Here is a 19,446-nt window from a genome sequence, read left to right as displayed (position 1 = left end):
CCTTGTTTAGTCGGTAAGAGGTAAAAGCCGGTTGATATGACCCATTTTCCGGCCGGGCCGCATATTGCGTTTGCCATAGAGATGCAGGCGGGCCGCCGGGTCTGCCGCAAGTTCACCCCATCGGGCTGCATCGTCACCGATGAGGTTGGTCATTTCGCAGGCTGAATGGGGGTCCGTTAGCCCGAGCGACCAGCCGGCCGCCGCGCGCATATGCTGTTCGAACTGATCACAAGCGCACGCATCCATGGTCCAGTGCCCGGAATTATGGACGCGCGGTGCGATTTCATTGACGATCAGATCCCCGCCGAGATCAAACAGTTCGACAGCGAAGACGCCGACATGATCGAGCCCGTTTCCGATGGCTTCGGCGATACGAAGGGCTGAAGATTTAGTACTGGCGCTGCTTTCGGCTGGACCTTTCGAGAGCCGCAGTATGCCGTCTGCGTGTTGGTTTTCAGCCAAAGGGAACGCCGCGATTGTGCCGTCCAAGCTGCGGGCCGCCACGATGGACAGCTCACGATCAAAATCAGCATAGCCTTCGAGAATGGCCGGTTTTTCACCGATAGAAGCCCAAGCCTCCGCAAAGTCGGTGGTCTCCCGAATCACCGCCTGCCCCTTGCCGTCATACCCGAAGCGCCGCGTCTTCAGGATTGAAGGCCGACCAATGGATTGAACCGCGGTTTCCAGATCGGCAAGGGAGCTCACTTCGGCAAAATCGACGGTCCGGCACCCCGCTTCCCGAATGAAGTTTTTCTCGACCAGGCGGTCTTGTGTGAGTTCGAGGGATTTCCGGCCCGGCCGGACCGGTGCGCGGCTTTCTGCGGCCTCCAGCGCGCTGGCCGGGACGTTTTCCCATTCAAATGTAATGACATCGCACTTGCCGGCAAAGGCTTGGATCGCGCCTTGATCGTCCCAGGGCGCCGCCCAGCTGCGGGCCGCAACGCGGGCGGCAGGACAATCCGGCTCTGGATCAAAAATCTGGACATCAAAGCCCAGCTGCGCGCCGGCCTGAGCCAGCATTCGGCCCAGCTGGCCACCGCCAAGAATGCCAATGACCGATCCGGGAGGCAGGGGGGCGCTCATACGGGTTTAGTCTTCAACCGTGTCCGGGACGCGATCCGTTTGGGCCTGACGCCAGTCCGCAAGACGATTGGCGAGCGCGTCATCCGACAGCGCCACGATGGCCGCCGCCATCAGACCGGCATTCTTCGCGCCCGGTTCTCCAATCGCCAGCGTCCCAACCGGGACACCGCCCGGCATCTGAACGATGGACAGCAGGCTGTCCATGCCCTTCAGGGCTTTAGATTCAACTGGTACGCCCAGGACGGGGAGCGTCGTCATAGACGCCACCATGCCGGGTAGGTGGGCCGCACCCCCGGCGCCGGCAATGATCACCTGAACGCCGCAATCTTTTGCCGATTTGGCGAATTCCGACATACGATCGGGTGTCCGGTGGGCCGAGACCACGCGCGTTTCATAGTCCGCGCCCAGTGCATCAAGCACGTCAGTAGCCGCTTTCATTGTCGGCCAGTCCGAGCGGGAGCCCATAATAATCGCGATGCGGGGAGATGTGGCGCTCAACAGAAAGCCTCCTCGGCTTTTGGAAAGCGCGGCAACATAGCCAAGCGCGCCCTTGCGTCAAGAAAAAGCGCTTCGCGTCTTGTTAACCTTGACCCTTTCTTAACCGCGCCGAGGGAAGCTTACGGCAAGTTTGACCGAATGCGGGATTTCCCATGCGAATTCGTCCTTTTGATGCGCTGAACAAGATGCGGTCCACGGGTGACGCGGCGAAAGCGCCGTCTAGCGGTTCTGCGTCATCAAGTGCAGGTGCAGCGGCGCCGCGCGATGCCGCCCAGATCATGGGCGTGCCAGAGAACGAGCTGACCCCAAATGTGCAACGCGCGCTTTTGACCTTGATGGGCGAGGTTGATCAGCTCCGTAAGGATACAGAGCGCTTGCGCAAGCGGGTGCGCGAACTGGAATCGCTGGCCGATCACGATGTGCTATTGCCCGTGTTGAACCGCCGCGCCTTTGTCCGGGAAGTGTCGCGGGCGCTCGCATTGGCCGAGCGGCATCAGGCTCCGTCCGCTTTGGTTTATTTTGATCTGAATGGATTCAAGCAAATCAATGACGAATATGGCCATGCGGCGGGCGATGCCGCCTTGCATCATGTTGCGGCCACTTTGACCGGAAATCTGCGGGAGACTGATTCGGTTGGCCGGCTCGGTGGAGATGAGTTCGGCGTAGTTTTAACGCTGACGACCGTTGTTCAGGCCGAGCACAAAGCCGATGAGTTGGCTTCTGAAATCCAGAATACGGCGTTTGTGCATGAAGGTATGGAATTGCACATCAATGCTGCCTGGGGGGTGCATCCGCTTCAGCCGGGCGTCGCAGTTGACGCTGCCATGGCACAGGCCGATGCAGCCATGTATGCCCGCAAACAAGAGATCAAAGCCGCCGCGGACGGCTGAACTGTCCGATTTATCAGGCAATTATGTCGGGCATCAGCCGATCTTCCAGGGACGCAATCCGGTCTTTCAGCTGAAGCTTTTCCTTTTTAAGGCGCGCGACCTTCAGCTGGTCTGAAACGCCCAGCTCCTGCAAAGCCTGCACCTCAGAATCCAGAGACCGATGGCGGAATTTCAGCTCATCAATCTTGGCCCGCAAGGTGGATTTTTCGAGGAATTCGTCTTCGCTCATCGCCGTTCTTGTTTGCGTTATTGGCTGAAAGACCCGGTTACGCCGGATTGAACCGTCTTTTACACTTATTTGCCGGTTGGGAAAACGGTTTTCAAAAACGGATCGAAATTTGCCGGGCTGGCGGCCATTTCGGCATAGCGCTCAAGCGCATTCCTGGCGGTTTCTAAAGGGGGCAAGCTTGCCGGTTGTGCATGGGCAGCCAGCTCGAAGAGGATGTCTTGTTCGACATGCTCGGCGTCGAGTTCGCAAGCGAGTATGGACTTATAGAGCGTGTCGGCACGCGGATGGTTTTTTGCTTTCCTGCGCGCCTCCCGGATGGCTTCGGTAACCCCCATAGACCAGGGGGCTATCGCCTGAACGGCCTGGTCCAGCAAAGGGGCGGCGTCCCGGCCTTCTTCTGCGAGCCAAACACACCAGAGGCAGGTATTGACGTTGAGCCCAAATTCATCCTGCAGCTGGATGGCTTCGGACGCGACACCCGGCTGATCGTATCGCTCCAGGGACCACTCCCAGAACGCGTGGCTCATGTTTTTGCCGCAGGGCGCTTGCCGCCCTCAAGGTCCTCACCCCATCTCCGGGTCGGTTTCCAGTCCAGCCCGAAAAGGTCCAGCGTGCGGCCAACGGATTGATTGACCAGGTCATCCAGCGTTTTTGGATTCGCGTAGAAGGCTGGCAAGGGCGGATGAATGATGGCTCCCATCTCGGTGAGCTGCGTCATGGTCCGCAAATGGCCGAGATGAAAGGGTGTTTCGCGCACCATCAGCACCAGCCGGCGGCGTTCTTTCAAGGTGACGTCTGCTGCCCGCGCGATGAGGCCGGATGTGACGCCGGTCGCAATCTCGGCCATCGACCTGACAGAGCAGGGGGCGACGACCATTCCCAAATTTTTGAAAGAACCCGATGCGGGGGCAGCGCCGATATCAGAGGGTTTGTAGGCGTAATCCGCCAGTGCTTTGAGATCGCGTGGCGTCAGCTCAGTTTCATAGCCGAGCGTCATCTCGGCAGCCTTTGAGGCGACCAGGTGCGTCTCGATGCCCAGCTCTTTCAGAGCTTGCAGCATGCGAATGCCGTAAATTGCGCCAGATGCGCCGGAGATTCCAACGATCAAGCGCTTGCGTTCAGACATTCCTAGCTCCGTTTCCAAATGTGAAGTGACACATAGATCATTCGATGCTTCTATTCACATTGAGACATGTATTTAGCGCAAGGAGGCGACATATGACGATTGAAGCGCACATCCGTGAATTGGACTCCCGCCACGACAAACTTGATGATCTCATTGAAATGGAAAGCAAACGACCGGGATCCGATACGCTTCAACTCGCCTCTCTCAAAAAACAGAAGCTCAAGCTTAAAGAACAGATAGAGTCGCTTCGACGAGGTGACTAACGGGAAATTGAACCTAATTACAGCAGGGCGGCCTTGCGAAAGGCCGCCCTGCTTGCATGATCAGACGCCTTAATCTGGAGCTGCGAATGTTCCGCGCACTTCTTGCCCTTTCCTTTGTCCTGACGCTTCAGGCGTGTTCGGATGCCGGACCGGTGACCGCACAGGGCGATCCGTGCCAGGATGGTGAGGATGCGCTCGCAGAAGGAAACTCCGAGGCGGCTATCACGTCTTTTGAGGCCTGCCTTGAGTCGGTCGAGCTGGAGCCTGCGCGCGAAGCGATTATCCACACCCGATTGGGTGGAGCTTATCTGTATGAAGAACGCTTTGAAGACGCGCTTCATGAATTCAATCTGGCCTATGCCATTGCCGAAACACAGGGCGTTGAATTCGACAATCCCTATGTCCGCCGCAACCGCGGGATTGCGCGCCGCTATACCGGAAATACCGATGGGGCGATCGAGGACCTTGAAGCGGCGCGGCGGGAGCTGCCTCAGGATGTCATGACGCAATTGAACCTGGGAGGTCTGTACGGCGAGCTCGGCCGCAATGCAGAAGCCGTCGCAGCCTTTGATACGGTCACCCGGCTGGAACCTGAATGGGCCGGTGGCTGGATCAATCTGTCCGCGGCGCTTCTGGATCTGGATCTCAATGATCAGGCAATTGATAACGCCCGGCGCGCCGTCGAGATTGATCCGGAGAGCGGGTTTGCACTGAACGCGCTTTGTTGGGCGCTGGTTATGAACTCTCAATACGATACAGCCTTGCCGATCTGCGATCAGGCGGTTGATGCCGAACCGGAGAATGGCGCCATTGTGCACTCCCGGGCTGCAGCTCTCGAAGGTCTGGACCGGATAGACGAAGCGCGTGAGCTCTATGCGCGGGCCTATGAATTGAATCCGGATTCCGAAACGCTTGAACGCGATTATCTTCGCACCCGCATAAATGCGGAATAAGCAGGAGTATTAGATGCCGGCATCCGATCGCGTTGTTATCGTCACAGGGGCGGCTAATGGCATTGGCAAGGCGTGCGCGCGCCGGTTTGCCGAAGACGGGCTCAGGGTTGTTGTCGCTGATACCGACAGGACAGCCGGCAAGGCGTTGGCCGAAGAACTGGGCGCGGAGAAGGAAAAAGCCCTCTTTGTTGACTGCAATGTCGCGGACCGCCTGGCGGTCGCAAACCTCTTGGCCGAGACGCTCTCAACATTCGGGCGCGTCGATGTGTTGGTCAACAATGCCGGGATCGTCTCCAAGGGCGACATTTTGAACTTGCCGCCCGAGGACTTTGAAAAGGTGATTTCGGTAAATCTGACCGGAGCTTTTCTGGTTGCCCGCGCGGCTGCCCGGCAGATGGCTGAACAGATCCACGAGAATGACGAACGGACAGACGATTGCCGCAAGCGATATGCGATCATCAACATGTCGTCCGTGAATGCCGTTGTCGCAATCGCGGATCAGCTGGCTTATTGCGCAACCAAGGGGGCCATCAACCAGCTGACCAAGTCCATGGCATTGGCGCTTGCCCCGATGGGAATACGCGTAAATGCGGTGGGTCCGGGTAGTATCAATACCGATGTGCTCAAAGCGGTTCTTGAAGACCGGAGCGCCATGAGCAAGGTTATGTCGCGGACGCCGCTCGCAAGAATCGGCGACCCCGACGAGGTCGCCGGGGTCGTGCATTTTCTGGCGTCAAAAGATGCAAGCTACATCACAGGTGAATGCATCTATGCGGATGGCGGCAGATTGGCCTTGAATTATCTGGCGTCGTCATCCGACTGATTGTTTCCGCCAAACAGCGTCTCGAGATTCACATCATCAAGGCTGGTAGCGGGCTCAGCCTCCTGAGCCGCCGATGCTGGCTGCGCCTCTTCGGCGATCGGGGCTTCACCACTGGCCGCGCGTTCCGCTTCCATTTTTTCACGGCGCGACGAGGCCTTGCGAACCTGCTCGTCGAGATCAAGCTGGGTCGTCAAGCCAAGCGTAACCGGATCGGTCGGCTTGATATTGGCCGAATTCCAATGCGTGCGTTCCCGCACGGCTTCAATGGTGGTCTTGGTGGTGCCAATCAGTTTGGAAATCTGGCCATCGGTCAGCTCCGGGTGGTTGCGGACCAGCCAGGCAATGGCATCCGGACGCGATTGACGGCGCGAGAGCGGTGTATAGCGCGGCCCGCGCTTCTTGCGCGGCTGATGCAGGTCGTCGAAACGAGACTTGATGGCCGTCATCCGATAGTCTGAATCCGCTTCGGCTTTGGCAATTTCCTCTCGGGTGAGCTGACCGTTCGAAATCGGGTCTGCGCCGCGCACGCCAGCGGCCACATCGCCGTCCGCGATGCCTTTGACTTCCAGGCGGTGCAGGCCACAAAAATCGGCAATCTGTTCAAAAGTCAGCGCCGTATTGTCTACCAGCCAGACGGCGGTGGCTTTCGGCATCAAAACTTCGGTCATGAATACTCTCTCCCGGCGCATTTGCTGCGGCCATAGAAAAACCCGGCACGGATGCCGGGTGGTTGAAGGCTTCCGACGCTGACCGGATGGTCTCGATCAGCGCTTTGGCCTGTCTATACAAGGCGGTGGGGGGGCTGAAAAGGGCGCAAACTCAGGGAATGAGCAGGATTTTCCCGGAATGGCCGCCGCTATCCATCAACTCATGCGCTTCTGCGACGTCTGAAAGCTGGAAGGTCTTGTGGACCTGTGCTGCCAATTGGCCGTTTTTCAGCCATGGCCAGACGATCTCCTCAATCGCTTTGGCGAGCCGGGCTTTTTCCGCATCGGGCCGGGCGCGGAGTGTGGAACCGGTCAGCGTCAGCTGTTTCAGCATGACGCGCATCAAATCGACCTCAACGCGCGAGCCTTGAAGGAATGCGATCTGAACAATGCGACCCTGAAACGCGGCGCAGTCGATATTTTTCTGGACATAATTTCCGCCGACCATGTCGAGGATGACGTTTGCACCGCCGGCTTCGGCAATTATCTGGCCAAAATCTTCCTCGCGATAGTTGATCGCCCGGTCTGCCCCGACATTCTCGCACAAGGCACACTTTTCCGGTGAACCGGCCGTGGCAAAAACCCGCGCGCCCGCCGCTTTGCCCATCTGGATGGCTGTCGTGCCGATGCCCCCGGCTCCGCCATGTACCAGCAGGATTTCGCCTGCCTTCAGCTGACCAGCTTCAAACACATTTGCCCAGACTGTAAAGACGGTCTCGGGCAGGCCTGCGGCAGAAAAAAGATCGACCCCGTCGGGTACGTGAAGCGTATTGCCTTGCTTGGCGATCACATAGTCGGAATATCCCCCGCCGGCTACCAGCGCGCAGACCTTCTCACCCGCCATGAAGCGGGTCACGTCGCGGCCAATTGCTTGCACGATACCCGAAGCTTCCAGACCCAGCCCCTCGGGTGCGCCGGGTGGCAGGGGATAAAATCCCATGCGTTCAAACGTGTCCGGCTTGTTGACGCCGCAAGCGGCGGTCTTGATCAGGACTTCGTCCGCAGCGAGCTCTGGCAGTCTGCGTTCGGCAATTTTGATGTTCCCGGGCCCGCCGGGTTCAGGAACGATGGCGATGCGATGCGTTTCGGGATTGGCCAAACCGGTCTCCGCGTCAGGGGGCGACAAAAAACATCGTGAGCGCTAGGGTCGAAAACAGCAAGCAGGAACGCCGCCATGTTTGAAGACGATTCGCCATCAAAACCCAATTCGGATGCGATTGTGCCCGGCGAGGATCTATCTGATTTTTCTATCGAAGCTCTGGAGGAGCGAAAGGCGGCCATCGAGGCCGAGATTTCCCGCATTGATGCCGTGATTGCGTCGAAACAGTCTGGCCGGGCGGCAGCCGAAGCGGTCTTCAAACAAGGTTGATACAACTGGCCCGCGGGTTGCAACCCGGTGGTCAAAACCATTTAAAGTGAGCGTAAATGAGTGACGAGCTAAACGAGACGGGGTTTTCTTCCGGCAATCCGGCCGAGCGCGTCGCTGAATTTGCTGGCAGCGAGCTTTTCGCCCGCCTGTTCCGGGATGGGATGGATATGGTGGAGGAAACCGCCGGTTATCTGGATGGTCCGGGCCGGGAAGATGCCAAAGCGCTCGGCCGTGCCGGCGCTCTGGCCTATGCCGCCGAAAGCATGAAGCTGACCACGCGGCTGATGCAGGCGGCGTCCTGGCTGCTTGCTCAGCGGCAGGTCTCGGAGGGGGATCTTTCGCCGGATCAACTTGTTTCGGGGCAATACCGCTTGCCGGACGATGATGAGGAAGAAGAGCTCTGGCCGGCTGATGGCGAGGTTGCCCCTGGCGTGCTTACCGATCTCGCTGCGCGGTCCCGCAAACTCTATGCGCGATTGAAGCGGATTGATGACTCTTTGTTTGATAGCGAAGGGTCAGGCGCCAGCCCGGTGGAAGATCAGCTCAACCGGCTGAAAAACGCCTTCAGCTAGGCACGCCGGAAATGAGGCAAAGAAAAAGCCGCGGCGAAGCGCGGCTTTCTCGTTTCCGATATCCGAATAACGGATCAGGCGAAGCCTTTGAACTTGTCTTTAAAGCGCGAGACGCGGCCGCCACGATCCAGCAATTGCTGGCCACCGCCCGTCCAGGCCGGATGGGTGGTCGGATCGATATCCAGCGTCAGCGTGTCGCCATCCTTGCCAAAGGTGGAGCGGGTCTGGAAGGTCGTCCCGTCGGTCATCTTCACAGTGATGAAGTGATAGTCGGGGTGAATGTCTTTTTGCATTTTGCGCTCCGGCAATAACGTCGTCTGCGGGTTTCCCCGCCAAATGAGGCGCGGCTTATAACCGAGCCAAAGTCAAAGGGCAAGCCGCGATACGGCTATCGGCTGGTCAGTTTCAGTTCGATCCGGCGGTTGCGGGCATAGGCTTCCTCGGTGTCGCCATCGGCAATCGGTTGATGCTCGCCAAAGCCAGCGGCCACAAGGTGTTGCGGCGGGACGCCCAAATCCTCAAACCAGTTCACCACGGAGATCGCGCGCGCAGCCGACAGGTGCCAGTTCGACGGATAGGTGGTGCGGATCGGGCGCGGATCGGTATGCCCGTCAATGCGGATCACCCAATCCAGTTCTTCTGGAATTTCCTGTGTCAGCTGGACGATTGCGTCAGCAATCGGACGCAAGCTCTCACGGCCATCATTGGAAAGCGCTGCGGATCCGGACGCAAATAACACGTCGGTTTCAAAGACAAATCGGTCTCCTACCACGGTGACGCCCGTCCGGTTGCCAAGAATTTCCCGAAGCCGGCCAAAGAAGTCAGACCGATAGCGGGCAAGCTCGGCCGCGCGGCTGGCCAGCGCGACATTGAGGCGTTCGCCAAGATTGACAATCTGGCTCTCCAGCTCGGCTTCGCGGGCTTCTGCAGCTTCCAGCAGGCTATTAAGTTCGGCCAGCTGATCACGCAGCGCCTGCATTTGCAGGTTCAGCGCGGTGAGCTGATCCAATTGGCCGGCTGTAACCTCTTCTTCCAGCGCCAGTCTCGATTGGACGTCCTCCAACCGGCCCAGCACAACGACCAGCTGGTCAGAGAGCTCATCGCGTTCGTTCTGAACGTCCGCCAGCGTGGCGCGGAGGGTGAGCATTTCCTGTTCCAGCCTTTGATTCTCACCTTCGGCGAGAGCCAGTTCATCGGTGAGGGTTGCCAGCTGTTGGTTTAACGCTTCGAGCTGTTCGTCCCGGTCGCCGAGCGCCCGGCTGAGGGCGAACTGACCGGCCACAAAAATCGACAACAGGAAAACAATGACCAGCAGCAAGGTCGCCAGCGCATCGACAAAGCCCGGCCAATGGTCACCGGAATCAGCCTCCGAGAATCGGGAGAGACGCGGGGCGAAACTCATCGCCTAGTTCCCTCGATTGCGATTCTGCGCCTCGATGGCTCTTACAAGGACGCGGATTTCATCGCGCAAGGCGCGCGCGGCTTCCTGCTGGCCGGAGGCGCTTTCCTCCGCCATTCGCCGCATGGTCGTATCAAGATCGCGATTGTGTTTCTCAAGCGTATGCGCCAAGCGGTCGAGCGTTTCAGCGGTCTGTTCCAGCAAAGCGCCTACATAGGCGGGAGACATCTCTCCATCCGACGTGGTTGACGGACCGGCAGCAGCAACCCGCGAGATGGAGGACAGCCACTCTTCGATCTCATTATAAAACCGGTTCTGGGCCCGGCTGGCCTGCAAATCCAGGAAACCGATGACCAGTGACCCTGCCAGACCGAACAGGGAGGAGGCGAACGCGGTTCCCATGCCCTGAATGGGTTCTTCAATGGCCGACATCAGGCGCAGCACGTCTGCTTCGCCGCCTGTGGCGGTTGCCGTCACGGCCCGTACCGCTTCGCCGACTTCCGAGACGACCTGCAGCAATCCCCAGAAGGTGCCGAGCAGGCCAAGGAAAATCAGCAATCGCCCGAAATAGCGGGTGAAAGCGCCTGCTTCCGACATCCGGGCACCGACGGAATCAAGCACGGTTCTGACAGAACCCGCAGACATGCGGGCGCGCGACCCGGTATCTCCGATCATAGACGCCATGGGCGCAATCATGCTGGGCGGATTGGGGAGGCTTGCCGGGTCGTCGGTTGTACGGAAACGCACCAACCAGCGCGCAGCCGGGCCGATCGAGAGGGCCTGCAGGTAGGTGTAGATGATACCGACAAACAGCACGCCGAGGATCAGACCATTAATGGCAACATTTGCCATGAACGCAGTTTCCAGAGGACCGATCAGCAAAACACCAATGACGCCAACCGCGCCAAGGAAGATCGTCATCCAGAACAAATAGCTGCCCGGGCCGGTAAATTTCACGTCCGGAATGGCGCGCTTGTCTGTTTCTTCAAACCGCGATGGCATCGGTCTGTCCTTCCTTCTCCCAGCACCCGTCCAAGGGTCGTGCCTTGCTATCATGTCGATTTCAGGGCGGCCAGTGAACATTCCGGCAGGTTAAAAAAGCGGAATCGGAATCTCATTCCGATACGCAAAAACTGAATCGATTCAGCAGGTTGAATTGACTCAAGGTTTCGCGATCAGACCGCTTCGATTTCCAGCCCGTTTTGCCCGCGCGTGACGCGCCAGCGGCTGTCTGACCCGGCTGTGTAGCCGCGCTGCTTGATGGTCGAGACCGTGACGAAATCGGCTTCGAGCGCGTCCGGTGTCATAGTCACCCGGACAAAGCCTTTATCGCGATCATTGTGGCGGATCACATCAGCATTCCCCGCTTCGATGATGCGTGAGAAAGAGACGCCGGGCGCGGGGATGCGCTCGAAGGGTGACGGTGAGGTGATGGAGCTTGTGCCGAATTCAAAGCCAAGCCGATTGCCCGCGCTATCGGTCAGCTGGTTGGTCCAGAAATTATGACTGTCACCCGCAAAAGCGATCATATCGCCAGCGCTTTCGCGAACTGCGTTATAGAGACGCTCACGCTCGGCGACATAACCATCCCAGGCATCCAGATTAAACGGAATGTCGAACTGAGACCGCTGGATATAGCCCCAGGCCAGATCGTCGGACCTTGAAACGATGAATTTCAGCCAGCCGGGCAGGGCCTCCATCATGTTAGGGGCTTCCACACGGCCGAGCAGCACCTGACCGCCGAGCAAACGCCAGGGTTTCCCTGCGGCGGCTTCATAGGCATCCGCGATCGCTGCGATCTGTTCGGTGCCCAGCATTTCCCGATCGTTCCGGCCAACTTCCTGTTCGCGCCATTCGGTGATCGCCTGATGGTTGGCTGGATCATCCGGATCTGCATCATTCGGGATCGGAAAATTGCTAAAATCCATCGGCTGGCTTCGCGCCGAAAGGCGGGATTCGGTGACGGCCAGCGTTGCGAGATCTCCAATCTCGGCCAGTCTAACCGATCCGATCTGACCGTCCGGTTCGCGGGTGGGATTCCAGTCATGGAAAGCCCGCAAAGCGTTATACACGCGTTCATCCCACTCGCCTTCGCCGTCATTGTGATTTTCAGCGCCGGTCGCCCACGCATCATTCGCTGTTTCGTGATCATCCCACATCATGAACCAGGGTGCCGCGGCATGGGCGGCCTGTAGGTCCGGATCGGACTTATAGAGCGCATAGCGGCGCGCATAGTCGCCATAGGAAAACAGCTCGGTCAGCGGGTCGACAACCCGGTCCATGCGCTCGGCATCTTCAGAAGCATAACCATCGGCGGCGTATTCATAGATGTAATCGCCCATGTGCAGGACCAGATCGAGATCCGGCGTGTTCGCGACCTCCCGGTAGGCATTGAAATAACCGGCCGGATAATTCGAACAGGAGCAAACCGCGAATTTGAATTCACTCACGGCGCCTTCCGGAAGCGTGCGGGTCCGGCCAATCGGGGACGAAATGCCATTGTGCAGCATCCGGAAATAATAGCGTGTTCCGGGTGCCAGCCCGGTCGCCAGCGTTTTGAAGGTCGAAATTTCATTGCTCGTGACGTAGGTGCGCTCTTCGCGCTCCTCGAAAACGACGTCTTCAAACGCGTCATCGGTTGCAAGCTGGAATATATATTCGCCACCGGAATCATCGGTGATGGCTGTCCATATAACCACGCTGGTCTGGTCTGGCTCGCCAGATGCAACCCCGTGCCGGAAGGGGCCGGTCTGTGGTTCCGGTTCTGGCCGGCGCGGTCCGCCTGAGCAGGCGGCTGCGGTAAACGCAAGGCCCGAAGCTCCAAACAGGGCGCCGCGGCGTGTAATTCTGATAGCCATAACGTGCCTCCTAGTTTGCTGGCCGCAATGTCAATACACGCATATTTGCCGGCGCATCTTCAGGCCCCCAATCGGTGCGCATTTCAAAACTCTCACCGGCGGCCCACAGGGGCGCAAGATCGCGGTAATGATCTGACCAGGGATGCCCGGATTGCCCCGGCGCGTGCATGAATCGCGAACTCTCAAGATCTGAAAGGTCGTAAATGGCCCGCAGCGAGGGGCCGTGAAAGACATCAAAACTCTGAGCCCTGACCGAGAACACAGCGACATTCACGGTTGAACTATCGCCGCCGACCGGCTGTCGCACGGTAAACCAGTCCTCAAGCAGCGGTAGACCTGATCCGGTGAACACCGGATGGTCAAATACCGCCTGATGCGCGCTGCCCCAGGTCCAGTTATCGATATCAGGCCCAAATCGTTCAATGCCTCGCGCCATGGCGGCATCCAGCGCGATACCGAGGCGTTGTTCGCAGGATTCATTGCCGTCTGTTGTGATGTCATCGCACCAGTGATCATCGCTGCCCATCAGAACATTTTCGGTGAAGACGCGGCGCGACGACAGGAAACGGTTGAAATCCTCGCCGAGTTCATCGCCGTAAATCGCTTCAGCGATGTCGCGATACCAGAGCGAATAAATCAGCGGCTCGGCGCGCACGGCGGCCATGTCCCCGTCCCATTCCCGGATCAGAGAGAGGGCTTGTATCCCGGCCTCTGTCTGTGGTTGCGCGTCACGCAGAGCGGGCAAGAGGCGGGCCACCTGTGCGGAGGTGACATCCATGATGATGTCCTGAAAGCTTTCCGGCGAATGCTGGTCGACCGCATCCAGCCGCTGCTCGATGCGCTCGGCCCGGTAGGCCGTATAAGTGCCGGGTGTATCGTAAGGATAGTTGTCCGGTGTGATGCGGTTATTGCCCGAGGCAATGCGCCCGGAGATCGGGTTGCGCACGCGCGGCAATTCCTCATAGGGCACATAGCCCGTCCAGTTGCCGTCCTCGTCCCGGATGGGAAGCAGGCCAGGTGTTGTGTAGCCAATCGTGCCATCGATATGCGCGTAGTGCATGTTCTGCATGGGCGCGGTGAAGCCGCGCCCGGCCTCGACAAACTCATCCCAGCTTTGCGACAGCATGAGGTCGAGCGAGACGTCCGCCACGCGGTTGTCGCGGCTGAGCGCTGTAGAAACCAGCACGACATCCTGATCGCCGAACACATCAAGATTGAAATAGTCCGGATTGAGCACCGGACCGTTCTCGGCATCGCGGAAGGTGAGGGTGATATCTTCGCCACCGCGCACTTCGATGACCTCTGTGCGTGTCGTCGTGGCCAGTGACCCCGCGGCATATGGTTGCATGTCGATCACGTCGAAACCGGTATTGGTAAATCCCCAGGCCGACACCTGATTCCGGCCCAGCACCACCAGGGGTGAACCCGCAATTGTGGCGCCGACTACGGCGCCCTGGGGCAGATCAAGCCGCGCAAAATACCAGATACCCGGCGCGCCCAGCGACAGGTGCGGATCATTGGCCAGCAGAGGCTCGCCGCTGACCGTGTGGTCGCCGGACAAGACCCAGGCATTGGAGCCATCATCAAAGTCCGGTTGCGCTTCGGTCGTTGGCTCCTCGATAGGTGTTTCGGGTTCCAGCGGCGGAAAGTCTTCTGATTGCAGCATGGTCGGGGCCCAGTCGGGATAGCCGGGCAGGAATTCCGCAAATTGTTCAGCGGAGAGTATTTCCCCAAGTTCCCGGTTTGCCACTTCGGCGTATTCACCGGCGGCGAGGCTGTCCGCCATGTAGACCACCACGGCCGCGCTATCATGTAACTCCCAGGGTTCCGGCGTGGCTTGCAGGAACAGGTATTCGGGCGGATGCCGTCCTTCGGCGAGGCGGGCATTTACGCCGCGCGCATAGGCTTCGATCGCCGCGCGCATTTCCGGGTCGGCATTTTCAACGGCGGCATGAGCGACCAGATGATAGCCGCGATTTCGGGATCGGGCATCGGCATAACGCGTTGCCGGATTTAGATGGCCCAGCAGGGCGGCGAGCTCGCCATGCACATAGCGGCGCATCATATCCATCTGGAAGAAACGGTCCTGTGCGTGCGCGTAACCGATGGCGAAATAGATATCCTCGTCGGTCTCGCCAAAGATATGCGGAACGCCGAATTCGTCGCGGACGATGTGGGCTTCCGCTGACAGGCCCGCCACCTGCACCGACCCTTCTGTGCGCGGCTGGGAGGACGAAAATCGATAGAAAACGTAGCCGGCTGCCACTGCTACAATGAAAATTGCCAGACCCAGAACGCCAGCAATTCCGCGGATCACCCAACGCATACTCAATCCCCCAAGAAGCCAAATCGTGAATGATGTTCACTTCTCACAAACCTAGCAGGGTTTGCGGCTATGGGGAGTCGGGAATTAGCGCACGAAACTGGCGAGCTTCAGTCCATCAGTTGGAGAATAATCTCACAGTTCTTTTCTCGGTATAGTGATTCAGCTCGCATCTCCCAAGTGTCGCTAGGAAGTGGGTTGAGTTGATCATCTCGCGAGTATTCATCAACAGCGTTATTTGCGGTGTGGGCCCACCAAGCCCCAGCAACGAAATCGGGCGAGGGGCCATGCCGACTTAACAAATAGACGACCGGCATTCGCGAGGTGTCGACGCTTTCTGGATCTTCAAATGCCGCCTCAAGAAAGGTGATTGCGAGCCTATAACCGAGCTCGGAAAGCTCGCGAGCATCCTCTGTATGCTCATCACCCAGTTGTCCGGCAAGAAACGCGCAGTTCCATGCAGCGTAGGCCTGAGACGGCATTTCATCAAAATTAGCGTCGGTCTCCTGACCTGATAGCAGTATAGCAACAAAAGATATTGTTAGAGCATTCAGCATCATTGTCCCCAAAGTGCTAGCATCACCTTACGTAGCTTGCGCCATTGATATCGAAGACCGACCCGGTCGCCGAACCGCACTGTCCTGACAGAAGGAACGCCGCCATGGCGGCCACTTCCTGTGGCTGAGCCACACGGCCCAATGGGATGTCCTTGACGGCTTCGGCGCGGGCTTCCACGCGGGAGGGGGCCATGTCCGTTTCAATCCATCCGGGCGTGAGCGTGTAGATCAGCACATTGTTTTTGGCATGCGCCCGCGCCAGCGTCTTTGCGGCAGCGACCAGCGCGCCTTTCGAAGCCGCGTACCCGGCATGGTTCGGACCATCGCCGCGATAGGCCGCGCGGGACGCAATATTGACGATTGAGCCGCCTGCCTGGCCCCAGGCATTGATCGCATTGCGCATTAATTCGCAAGGCGCCATCACATTGACCTGAAGCTGCTCAGCCCAACCGGATTGCCAGCTGCCCGAATCGCTTAACGGGGTCGCCCGGTAAACGCCCGCATTGTTGACCAGAGCGTTGATTACACCGTCAGCCATGTCTTTCGCCGAGTCCCAAAGCCGGTCTGCCGCGCCGGGCTGTGACAGGTCTTCGCCGATGCAGCCGACAGCCGCGACTTCCCGGGCAAGCTCATTCGCAGCGGATTCATTGGCATTGAAATGAATGATGACCCGCGCGCCCGCTTTGGCGCAGGAGCGGGCGGTTTCCTTGCCAACGCCTCTGGAGGCCCCGGTGATGAGGACGGTTTTTCCTTCGAGCATGGCTTTAGTGTTCGCCCTTACTTGTTCGCCACCGCGTCGAAGATTTTGCCATAGGGCGGCTGGATCAGGCGCGAGGGATGCCAGACCGGCGCTTCAAACACGGCCCGCGCATGCGTGAAGGTCTCAAACCCGGCCTCGCCATGATAGGCGCCATAGCCTGAGGCTCCGACGCCGCCAAAGGGCAGATCCTCGACCGCATAGTGCAGCATGGTGTTGTTGATGACCGTGCCGCCGGAGATCGTCCCTTCGATCACAGAGCGCGCCGTCTTTTTGTTTTTTGAATAGACGTAAAGCGCCAGCGGCCGGTCCCTGGCATTCACGCGCTTCATCGCGTCTTCAAGGCCGTTGTGTTCCACGATGGGCAAGACAGGCCCGAAGATTTCTTCCTGCATCAGCCCGGAGTCTTCGGGCGGGTTCAAGACGACCGTCGGCGCGATCTTGCGGGCATTGCCCGGATCGCCGCCTTCGGCTTGCAGGATCTCTGCGCCGCCTGCGCGAGCTTCCTCAATGAGGCCATTCAGGCGCTCATAATGCTTGTCGGAAACGATGGCGGTGTAGTCTTCATCTGTCGCCCAATCGGGGTAGGCTTTTTGCACCCGGGCGATGATGCTGTCGGCGATGGTTCGCGAACGGCCTTCCGGGGCGAGCACATAATCCGGCGCGATACAGGTCTGGCCGGCATTCATGAATTTTCCGAAGGCGAGCGTCTCACCGGCTTTTTCAGACGGGAAATCATCGGCCACGATGACCGGAGATTTGCCGCCGAGTTCCAGCGTGACAGGTGTCAGGTTTTCAGCGGCGGCTTTGGCAACCAGGCGGCCCACTTGTGTCGAGCCGGTATAGAGCAGATGATCGAACGCGATGGTGGTGAAGGCCTGCCCAACGTCCGGACCGCCCAACACTACCGCGACATGATCTTCATCGAACTCTTCCGCCAGCATGGACTTCATGAGTTCGGACATGTTGGGCGTGTATTCGGATGGCTTCAGCATAACCCGGCAGCCAGCGGCCAAAGCGGCCAGGATTGGTGAGAAAGCCAACTGATAGGGATAATTCCAGGGTGAGATAATGCCGACAACGCCAATCGGTTCGCGGCGGATATAGGCCTTGCCGGGCTTCAGATTGCCGGGGATCGAGACCTTCTTCTTCTGCATCCAGCTCCAGAGCTGGCGTCGCGTGTGCTCGGCGGCGGTGCGCATGTAGGAAATTTCCGACAGCTGGGTCTCGCAGCGGGAGCGCACGCCAAAATCTGCGGCTGCGGCGTCCTTGATGGCGTCCTTGTGTTTGGCATTCAGCGACGCAATCGCATCGATATCGCGAAGGCGATCTTCATAGGCGCGGTGGCGGTCGGTTTCGAAGGCGGCTTTCTGGGCCGCGAACAGCTGATTCATGCGCTCGATTTCTTTTGTGTCGGTATCGCTCATTTGGTCCTCACGCGTTTTCGCGGATCATTTCACCGGCCTTATCGGCCAGCATCATGGTCGGGGCGTTGGTATTGCCGCCAACAAGGCGCGGCATGGAGGAGGCATCGACAACGCGCAACCCTTCCACGCCCCGAACCCGGCATTTGGAATCGAGCACGGCCAGCTCTCCCGTCCCCATCGCACAGGTCGAGGTGGGGTGGTAAAGTGTCTGGGCGCGCTCCTTGATGTCGGTGATCAGCCCGTCGCGGCTGTCGGGATCGGCTGGATATTTCCAATCGACGAACTCGTCCGTGAAGGCGGGGGCGCGCAAAATGTCGATCACTTTCGCATAGCCATCCACAAGCGCCGTCATGTCAAAATCGCTGTCGAGATAGTTGGGATCGATCAGCGGATATTCGTTGGGATCATCGCTTTTGATGCGGATGGTTCCACGGCTTTCCGGATACAGATGGCAGACATGCAAGGTCATGCCATGGCCATGGATCGTGGTCTTCCCATGATCATTGGAATAGCCGGGGATGAAGACGAGCTGCAGGTCGGGCAAATCGCCTGCCACGGCTGATGAAATGAACGCCCCGCCTTGCACCGGGTTGATCGTGAAGTCGCCATCCCCGCGGATCATCCAGCGGGCCACGTCGTACAAAATTCTTGGCAATCTCTGCAGGGAGGTGCCAATTGCTTCGGTCGTTTTGACCTGCGCCAGGGCCGAGACATCCAGATGGTCCTGAAGATTGCGGCCCACACCGGGCAGATCGATTTCCGGCGTCACGCCGGCGGCTTTCAACCAATCCGGATCGCCGATACCAGACAGCTGCAAAAGTTGCGGCGAGTTGATCGCACCGCCCGCCAGTATGACTTCCTTGCGAGCGGTCAGCTCGGTGATCTCGCCCGCGATCCCGGCGACAATGCCGGTCGCGCGTTTGTTCTCGAGGCGCACCTTGTGACCGAGTGCCTCGGTGATGATCGTCAAATTTCCCCGCTCCATCGCCGGGCGCAGGAAGGCGTCCGCTGCGCTCCAGCGGCGCGGCCCGTTCATGGTCACCTGATAAGGTCCGAAGCCGTATTGCTTTTCGCCGTTGAAGTCTTCGTTTTCGGGATATTGAAGCTCGCTGCCGGCTTGCAGGAAGAGTTTCGTCAGCGGGTTCAGCTTCGGGATGGATTGAACGTGCAAGGGGCCGCTTTGCCCGTGCAAACCGCCATTAAACGCGTCGTTATTTTCCTGTGCGATGAAGCGCGCCTTGGCATCTTCCCAGCTCCAGCCGGGATCGCCCGACATCTCTCCCCACTCGTCGAAGTTTTCCGGCGCGCCGCGCATATAGTGCATGGCGTTGATCGACGAGGATCCGCCGAGCGTTTTGCCCCGCGGCCAGAACAGGCGGCGATCGTTCAGCCGGGCTTGCGGTTCTGTTTCGTAAGACCAGTTGTAAGGCCCGCCGGAAACGACCTCCTTTAAAAGCATGGCCGTGCGGATCGTCGGGTGGTCATCGCTTTTGCCGGCTTCAAGCACACACACCGTTACGTCGCGGTCGCGGGTGAGCTGTTCAGCAAGGACGCACCCGGCCGAGCCCGCGCCAACGATGATGTAGTCATATTCATTCGCAAAATCTGCCAC

Annotated in this window: 22 protein-coding genes; 6 read left to right on the top strand and 16 right to left on the bottom strand. The window is 58.9% G+C overall.

The genetic code is table 11. The features are described 5' to 3' along the window. Nucleotides 1-6: 6 nt before the first annotated feature. Entirely contained in the window at nt 7-1,083 is a 1,077-nt protein-coding gene (locus tag ACO079_RS07640) for a 5-(carboxyamino)imidazole ribonucleotide synthase (RefSeq protein ID WP_421788953.1), read from the bottom strand. A gap of 6 nt (nt 1,084-1,089) precedes the next feature. Beyond that, the gene (gene purE / locus ACO079_RS07635; protein WP_421788951.1) at nt 1,090-1,581 is read right to left on the bottom strand and encodes a 5-(carboxyamino)imidazole ribonucleotide mutase; all 492 of its coding nucleotides are present in this window, start codon (nt 1,579-1,581) and stop codon (nt 1,090-1,092) included. A 152-nt stretch (nt 1,582-1,733) separates the two neighbouring features. On the opposite strand from purE, the gene ACO079_RS07630 reads away from it, so the two are divergent. Beyond that, nucleotides 1,734-2,471, top strand: coding sequence for a GGDEF domain-containing protein (locus ACO079_RS07630; RefSeq protein WP_421788949.1), 738 nt, complete (start codon nt 1,734-1,736; stop codon nt 2,469-2,471). Nucleotides 2,472-2,484: 13 nt separating this feature from the next. On the opposite strand, the gene ACO079_RS07625 is transcribed toward ACO079_RS07630, so the two are convergent. The 3 genes from ACO079_RS07625 to ACO079_RS07615 all read right to left on the bottom strand — a co-directional run bounded on the left by ACO079_RS07625 (nt 2,485) and on the right by ACO079_RS07615 (nt 3,826). Next, nucleotides 2,485-2,700 carry a YdcH family protein gene (locus tag ACO079_RS07625; RefSeq protein WP_421788948.1) on the bottom strand — a complete coding sequence of 72 codons (216 nt, stop codon included), beginning with the start codon at nt 2,698-2,700 and terminating at the stop codon, nt 2,485-2,487. A gap of 65 nt (nt 2,701-2,765) precedes the next feature. Further along, complete coding sequence (locus ACO079_RS07620) at nt 2,766-3,227, bottom strand: TIGR02444 family protein (protein WP_421788946.1); 462 nt, start codon at nt 3,225-3,227, stop codon at nt 2,766-2,768. Further along, a complete protein-coding gene (locus ACO079_RS07615) occupies nt 3,224-3,826 on the bottom strand; it encodes a UbiX family flavin prenyltransferase (protein WP_421788944.1) in 603 nt (200 codons plus the stop codon). The genes ACO079_RS07620 and ACO079_RS07615 overlap by 4 nt, the downstream gene beginning before the upstream one ends. Before the next feature lie 92 nt (nt 3,827-3,918). Between ACO079_RS07615 and ACO079_RS07610 the strand changes: the two genes are divergently transcribed. From ACO079_RS07610 to ACO079_RS07600, 3 genes are all read left to right on the top strand, one after another. After that, nucleotides 3,919-4,089: a DUF465 domain-containing protein gene (locus ACO079_RS07610; protein ID WP_421788943.1), complete on the top strand. Its 171-nt coding sequence runs from the start codon at nt 3,919-3,921 to the stop codon at nt 4,087-4,089. 86 nt (nt 4,090-4,175) lie between these two features. After that, nucleotides 4,176-5,042, top strand: coding sequence for a tetratricopeptide repeat protein (locus tag ACO079_RS07605; RefSeq protein ID WP_421788941.1), 867 nt, complete (start codon nt 4,176-4,178; stop codon nt 5,040-5,042). 13 nt (nt 5,043-5,055) lie between these two features. Continuing rightward, nucleotides 5,056-5,865 (top strand): SDR family NAD(P)-dependent oxidoreductase, encoded by an 810-nt coding sequence (locus tag ACO079_RS07600; protein ID WP_421788940.1) that lies wholly within the window; start codon nt 5,056-5,058, stop codon nt 5,863-5,865. On the opposite strand, the gene ACO079_RS07595 is transcribed toward ACO079_RS07600, so the two are convergent. Both ACO079_RS07595 and ACO079_RS07590 read right to left on the bottom strand, forming a co-directional pair. Then, a complete protein-coding gene (locus tag ACO079_RS07595; RefSeq protein WP_421788938.1) occupies nt 5,841-6,533 on the bottom strand; it encodes a DUF1013 domain-containing protein in 693 nt (230 codons plus the stop codon). The two genes, ACO079_RS07600 and ACO079_RS07595, sit on opposite strands and share 25 nt — an antisense overlap. 151 nt (nt 6,534-6,684) lie before the next feature. After that, a complete protein-coding gene (locus ACO079_RS07590) occupies nt 6,685-7,671 on the bottom strand; it encodes an NAD(P)H-quinone oxidoreductase (RefSeq protein ID WP_421788936.1) in 987 nt (328 codons plus the stop codon). A gap of 75 nt (nt 7,672-7,746) precedes the next feature. On the opposite strand from ACO079_RS07590, the gene ACO079_RS07585 reads away from it, so the two are divergent. Beyond that, a complete protein-coding gene (locus ACO079_RS07585; RefSeq protein WP_421788935.1) occupies nt 7,747-7,941 on the top strand; it encodes a DUF1192 domain-containing protein in 195 nt (64 codons plus the stop codon). Nucleotides 7,942-7,997: 56 nt separating this feature from the next. Beyond that, the gene (locus ACO079_RS07580) at nt 7,998-8,513 is read left to right on the top strand and encodes a DUF1465 family protein (RefSeq protein ID WP_421788933.1); all 516 of its coding nucleotides are present in this window, start codon (nt 7,998-8,000) and stop codon (nt 8,511-8,513) included. Between the two features lie 74 nt (nt 8,514-8,587). On the opposite strand, the gene rpmE is transcribed toward ACO079_RS07580, so the two are convergent. The 9 genes from rpmE to ACO079_RS07535 form a co-directional block, all read right to left on the bottom strand. After that, a complete protein-coding gene (gene rpmE, locus ACO079_RS07575; protein WP_421788931.1) occupies nt 8,588-8,806 on the bottom strand; it encodes a 50S ribosomal protein L31 in 219 nt (72 codons plus the stop codon). 95 nt (nt 8,807-8,901) lie between these two features. Next, a complete protein-coding gene (locus tag ACO079_RS07570) occupies nt 8,902-9,915 on the bottom strand; it encodes a peptidoglycan -binding protein (protein ID WP_421788930.1) in 1,014 nt (337 codons plus the stop codon). A 3-nt stretch (nt 9,916-9,918) separates the two neighbouring features. After that, nucleotides 9,919-10,914, bottom strand: a complete 996-nt coding sequence (locus tag ACO079_RS07565) for a hypothetical protein (protein WP_421788928.1) — start codon at nt 10,912-10,914, stop codon at nt 9,919-9,921. A gap of 173 nt (nt 10,915-11,087) precedes the next feature. Beyond that, complete coding sequence (locus ACO079_RS07560) at nt 11,088-12,770, bottom strand: alkaline phosphatase D family protein (RefSeq protein ID WP_421788927.1); 1,683 nt, start codon at nt 12,768-12,770, stop codon at nt 11,088-11,090. Nucleotides 12,771-12,780: 10 nt separating this feature from the next. Continuing rightward, nucleotides 12,781-15,096, bottom strand: coding sequence for a penicillin acylase family protein (locus ACO079_RS07555; protein WP_421788925.1), 2,316 nt, complete (start codon nt 15,094-15,096; stop codon nt 12,781-12,783). Between the two features lie 107 nt (nt 15,097-15,203). Continuing rightward, a complete protein-coding gene (locus ACO079_RS07550; protein WP_421788923.1) occupies nt 15,204-15,650 on the bottom strand; it encodes a hypothetical protein in 447 nt (148 codons plus the stop codon). A 22-nt stretch (nt 15,651-15,672) separates the two neighbouring features. Continuing rightward, entirely contained in the window at nt 15,673-16,410 is a 738-nt protein-coding gene (locus ACO079_RS07545) for an SDR family NAD(P)-dependent oxidoreductase (RefSeq protein WP_421788922.1), read from the bottom strand. Nucleotides 16,411-16,427: 17 nt separating this feature from the next. Further along, complete coding sequence (locus ACO079_RS07540) at nt 16,428-17,834, bottom strand: coniferyl aldehyde dehydrogenase (protein ID WP_421788920.1); 1,407 nt, start codon at nt 17,832-17,834, stop codon at nt 16,428-16,430. Between the two features lie 7 nt (nt 17,835-17,841). Then, nucleotides 17,842-19,446, bottom strand: coding sequence for a GMC family oxidoreductase (locus tag ACO079_RS07535; RefSeq protein ID WP_421788918.1), 1,605 nt, complete (start codon nt 19,444-19,446; stop codon nt 17,842-17,844).

Source organism: Hyphobacterium sp., from assembly GCF_965228115.1.
Lineage (GTDB): Bacteria > Pseudomonadota > Alphaproteobacteria > Caulobacterales > Maricaulaceae > Hyphobacterium.
This window is presented reverse-complemented; position numbering and strand designations above follow the sequence as displayed.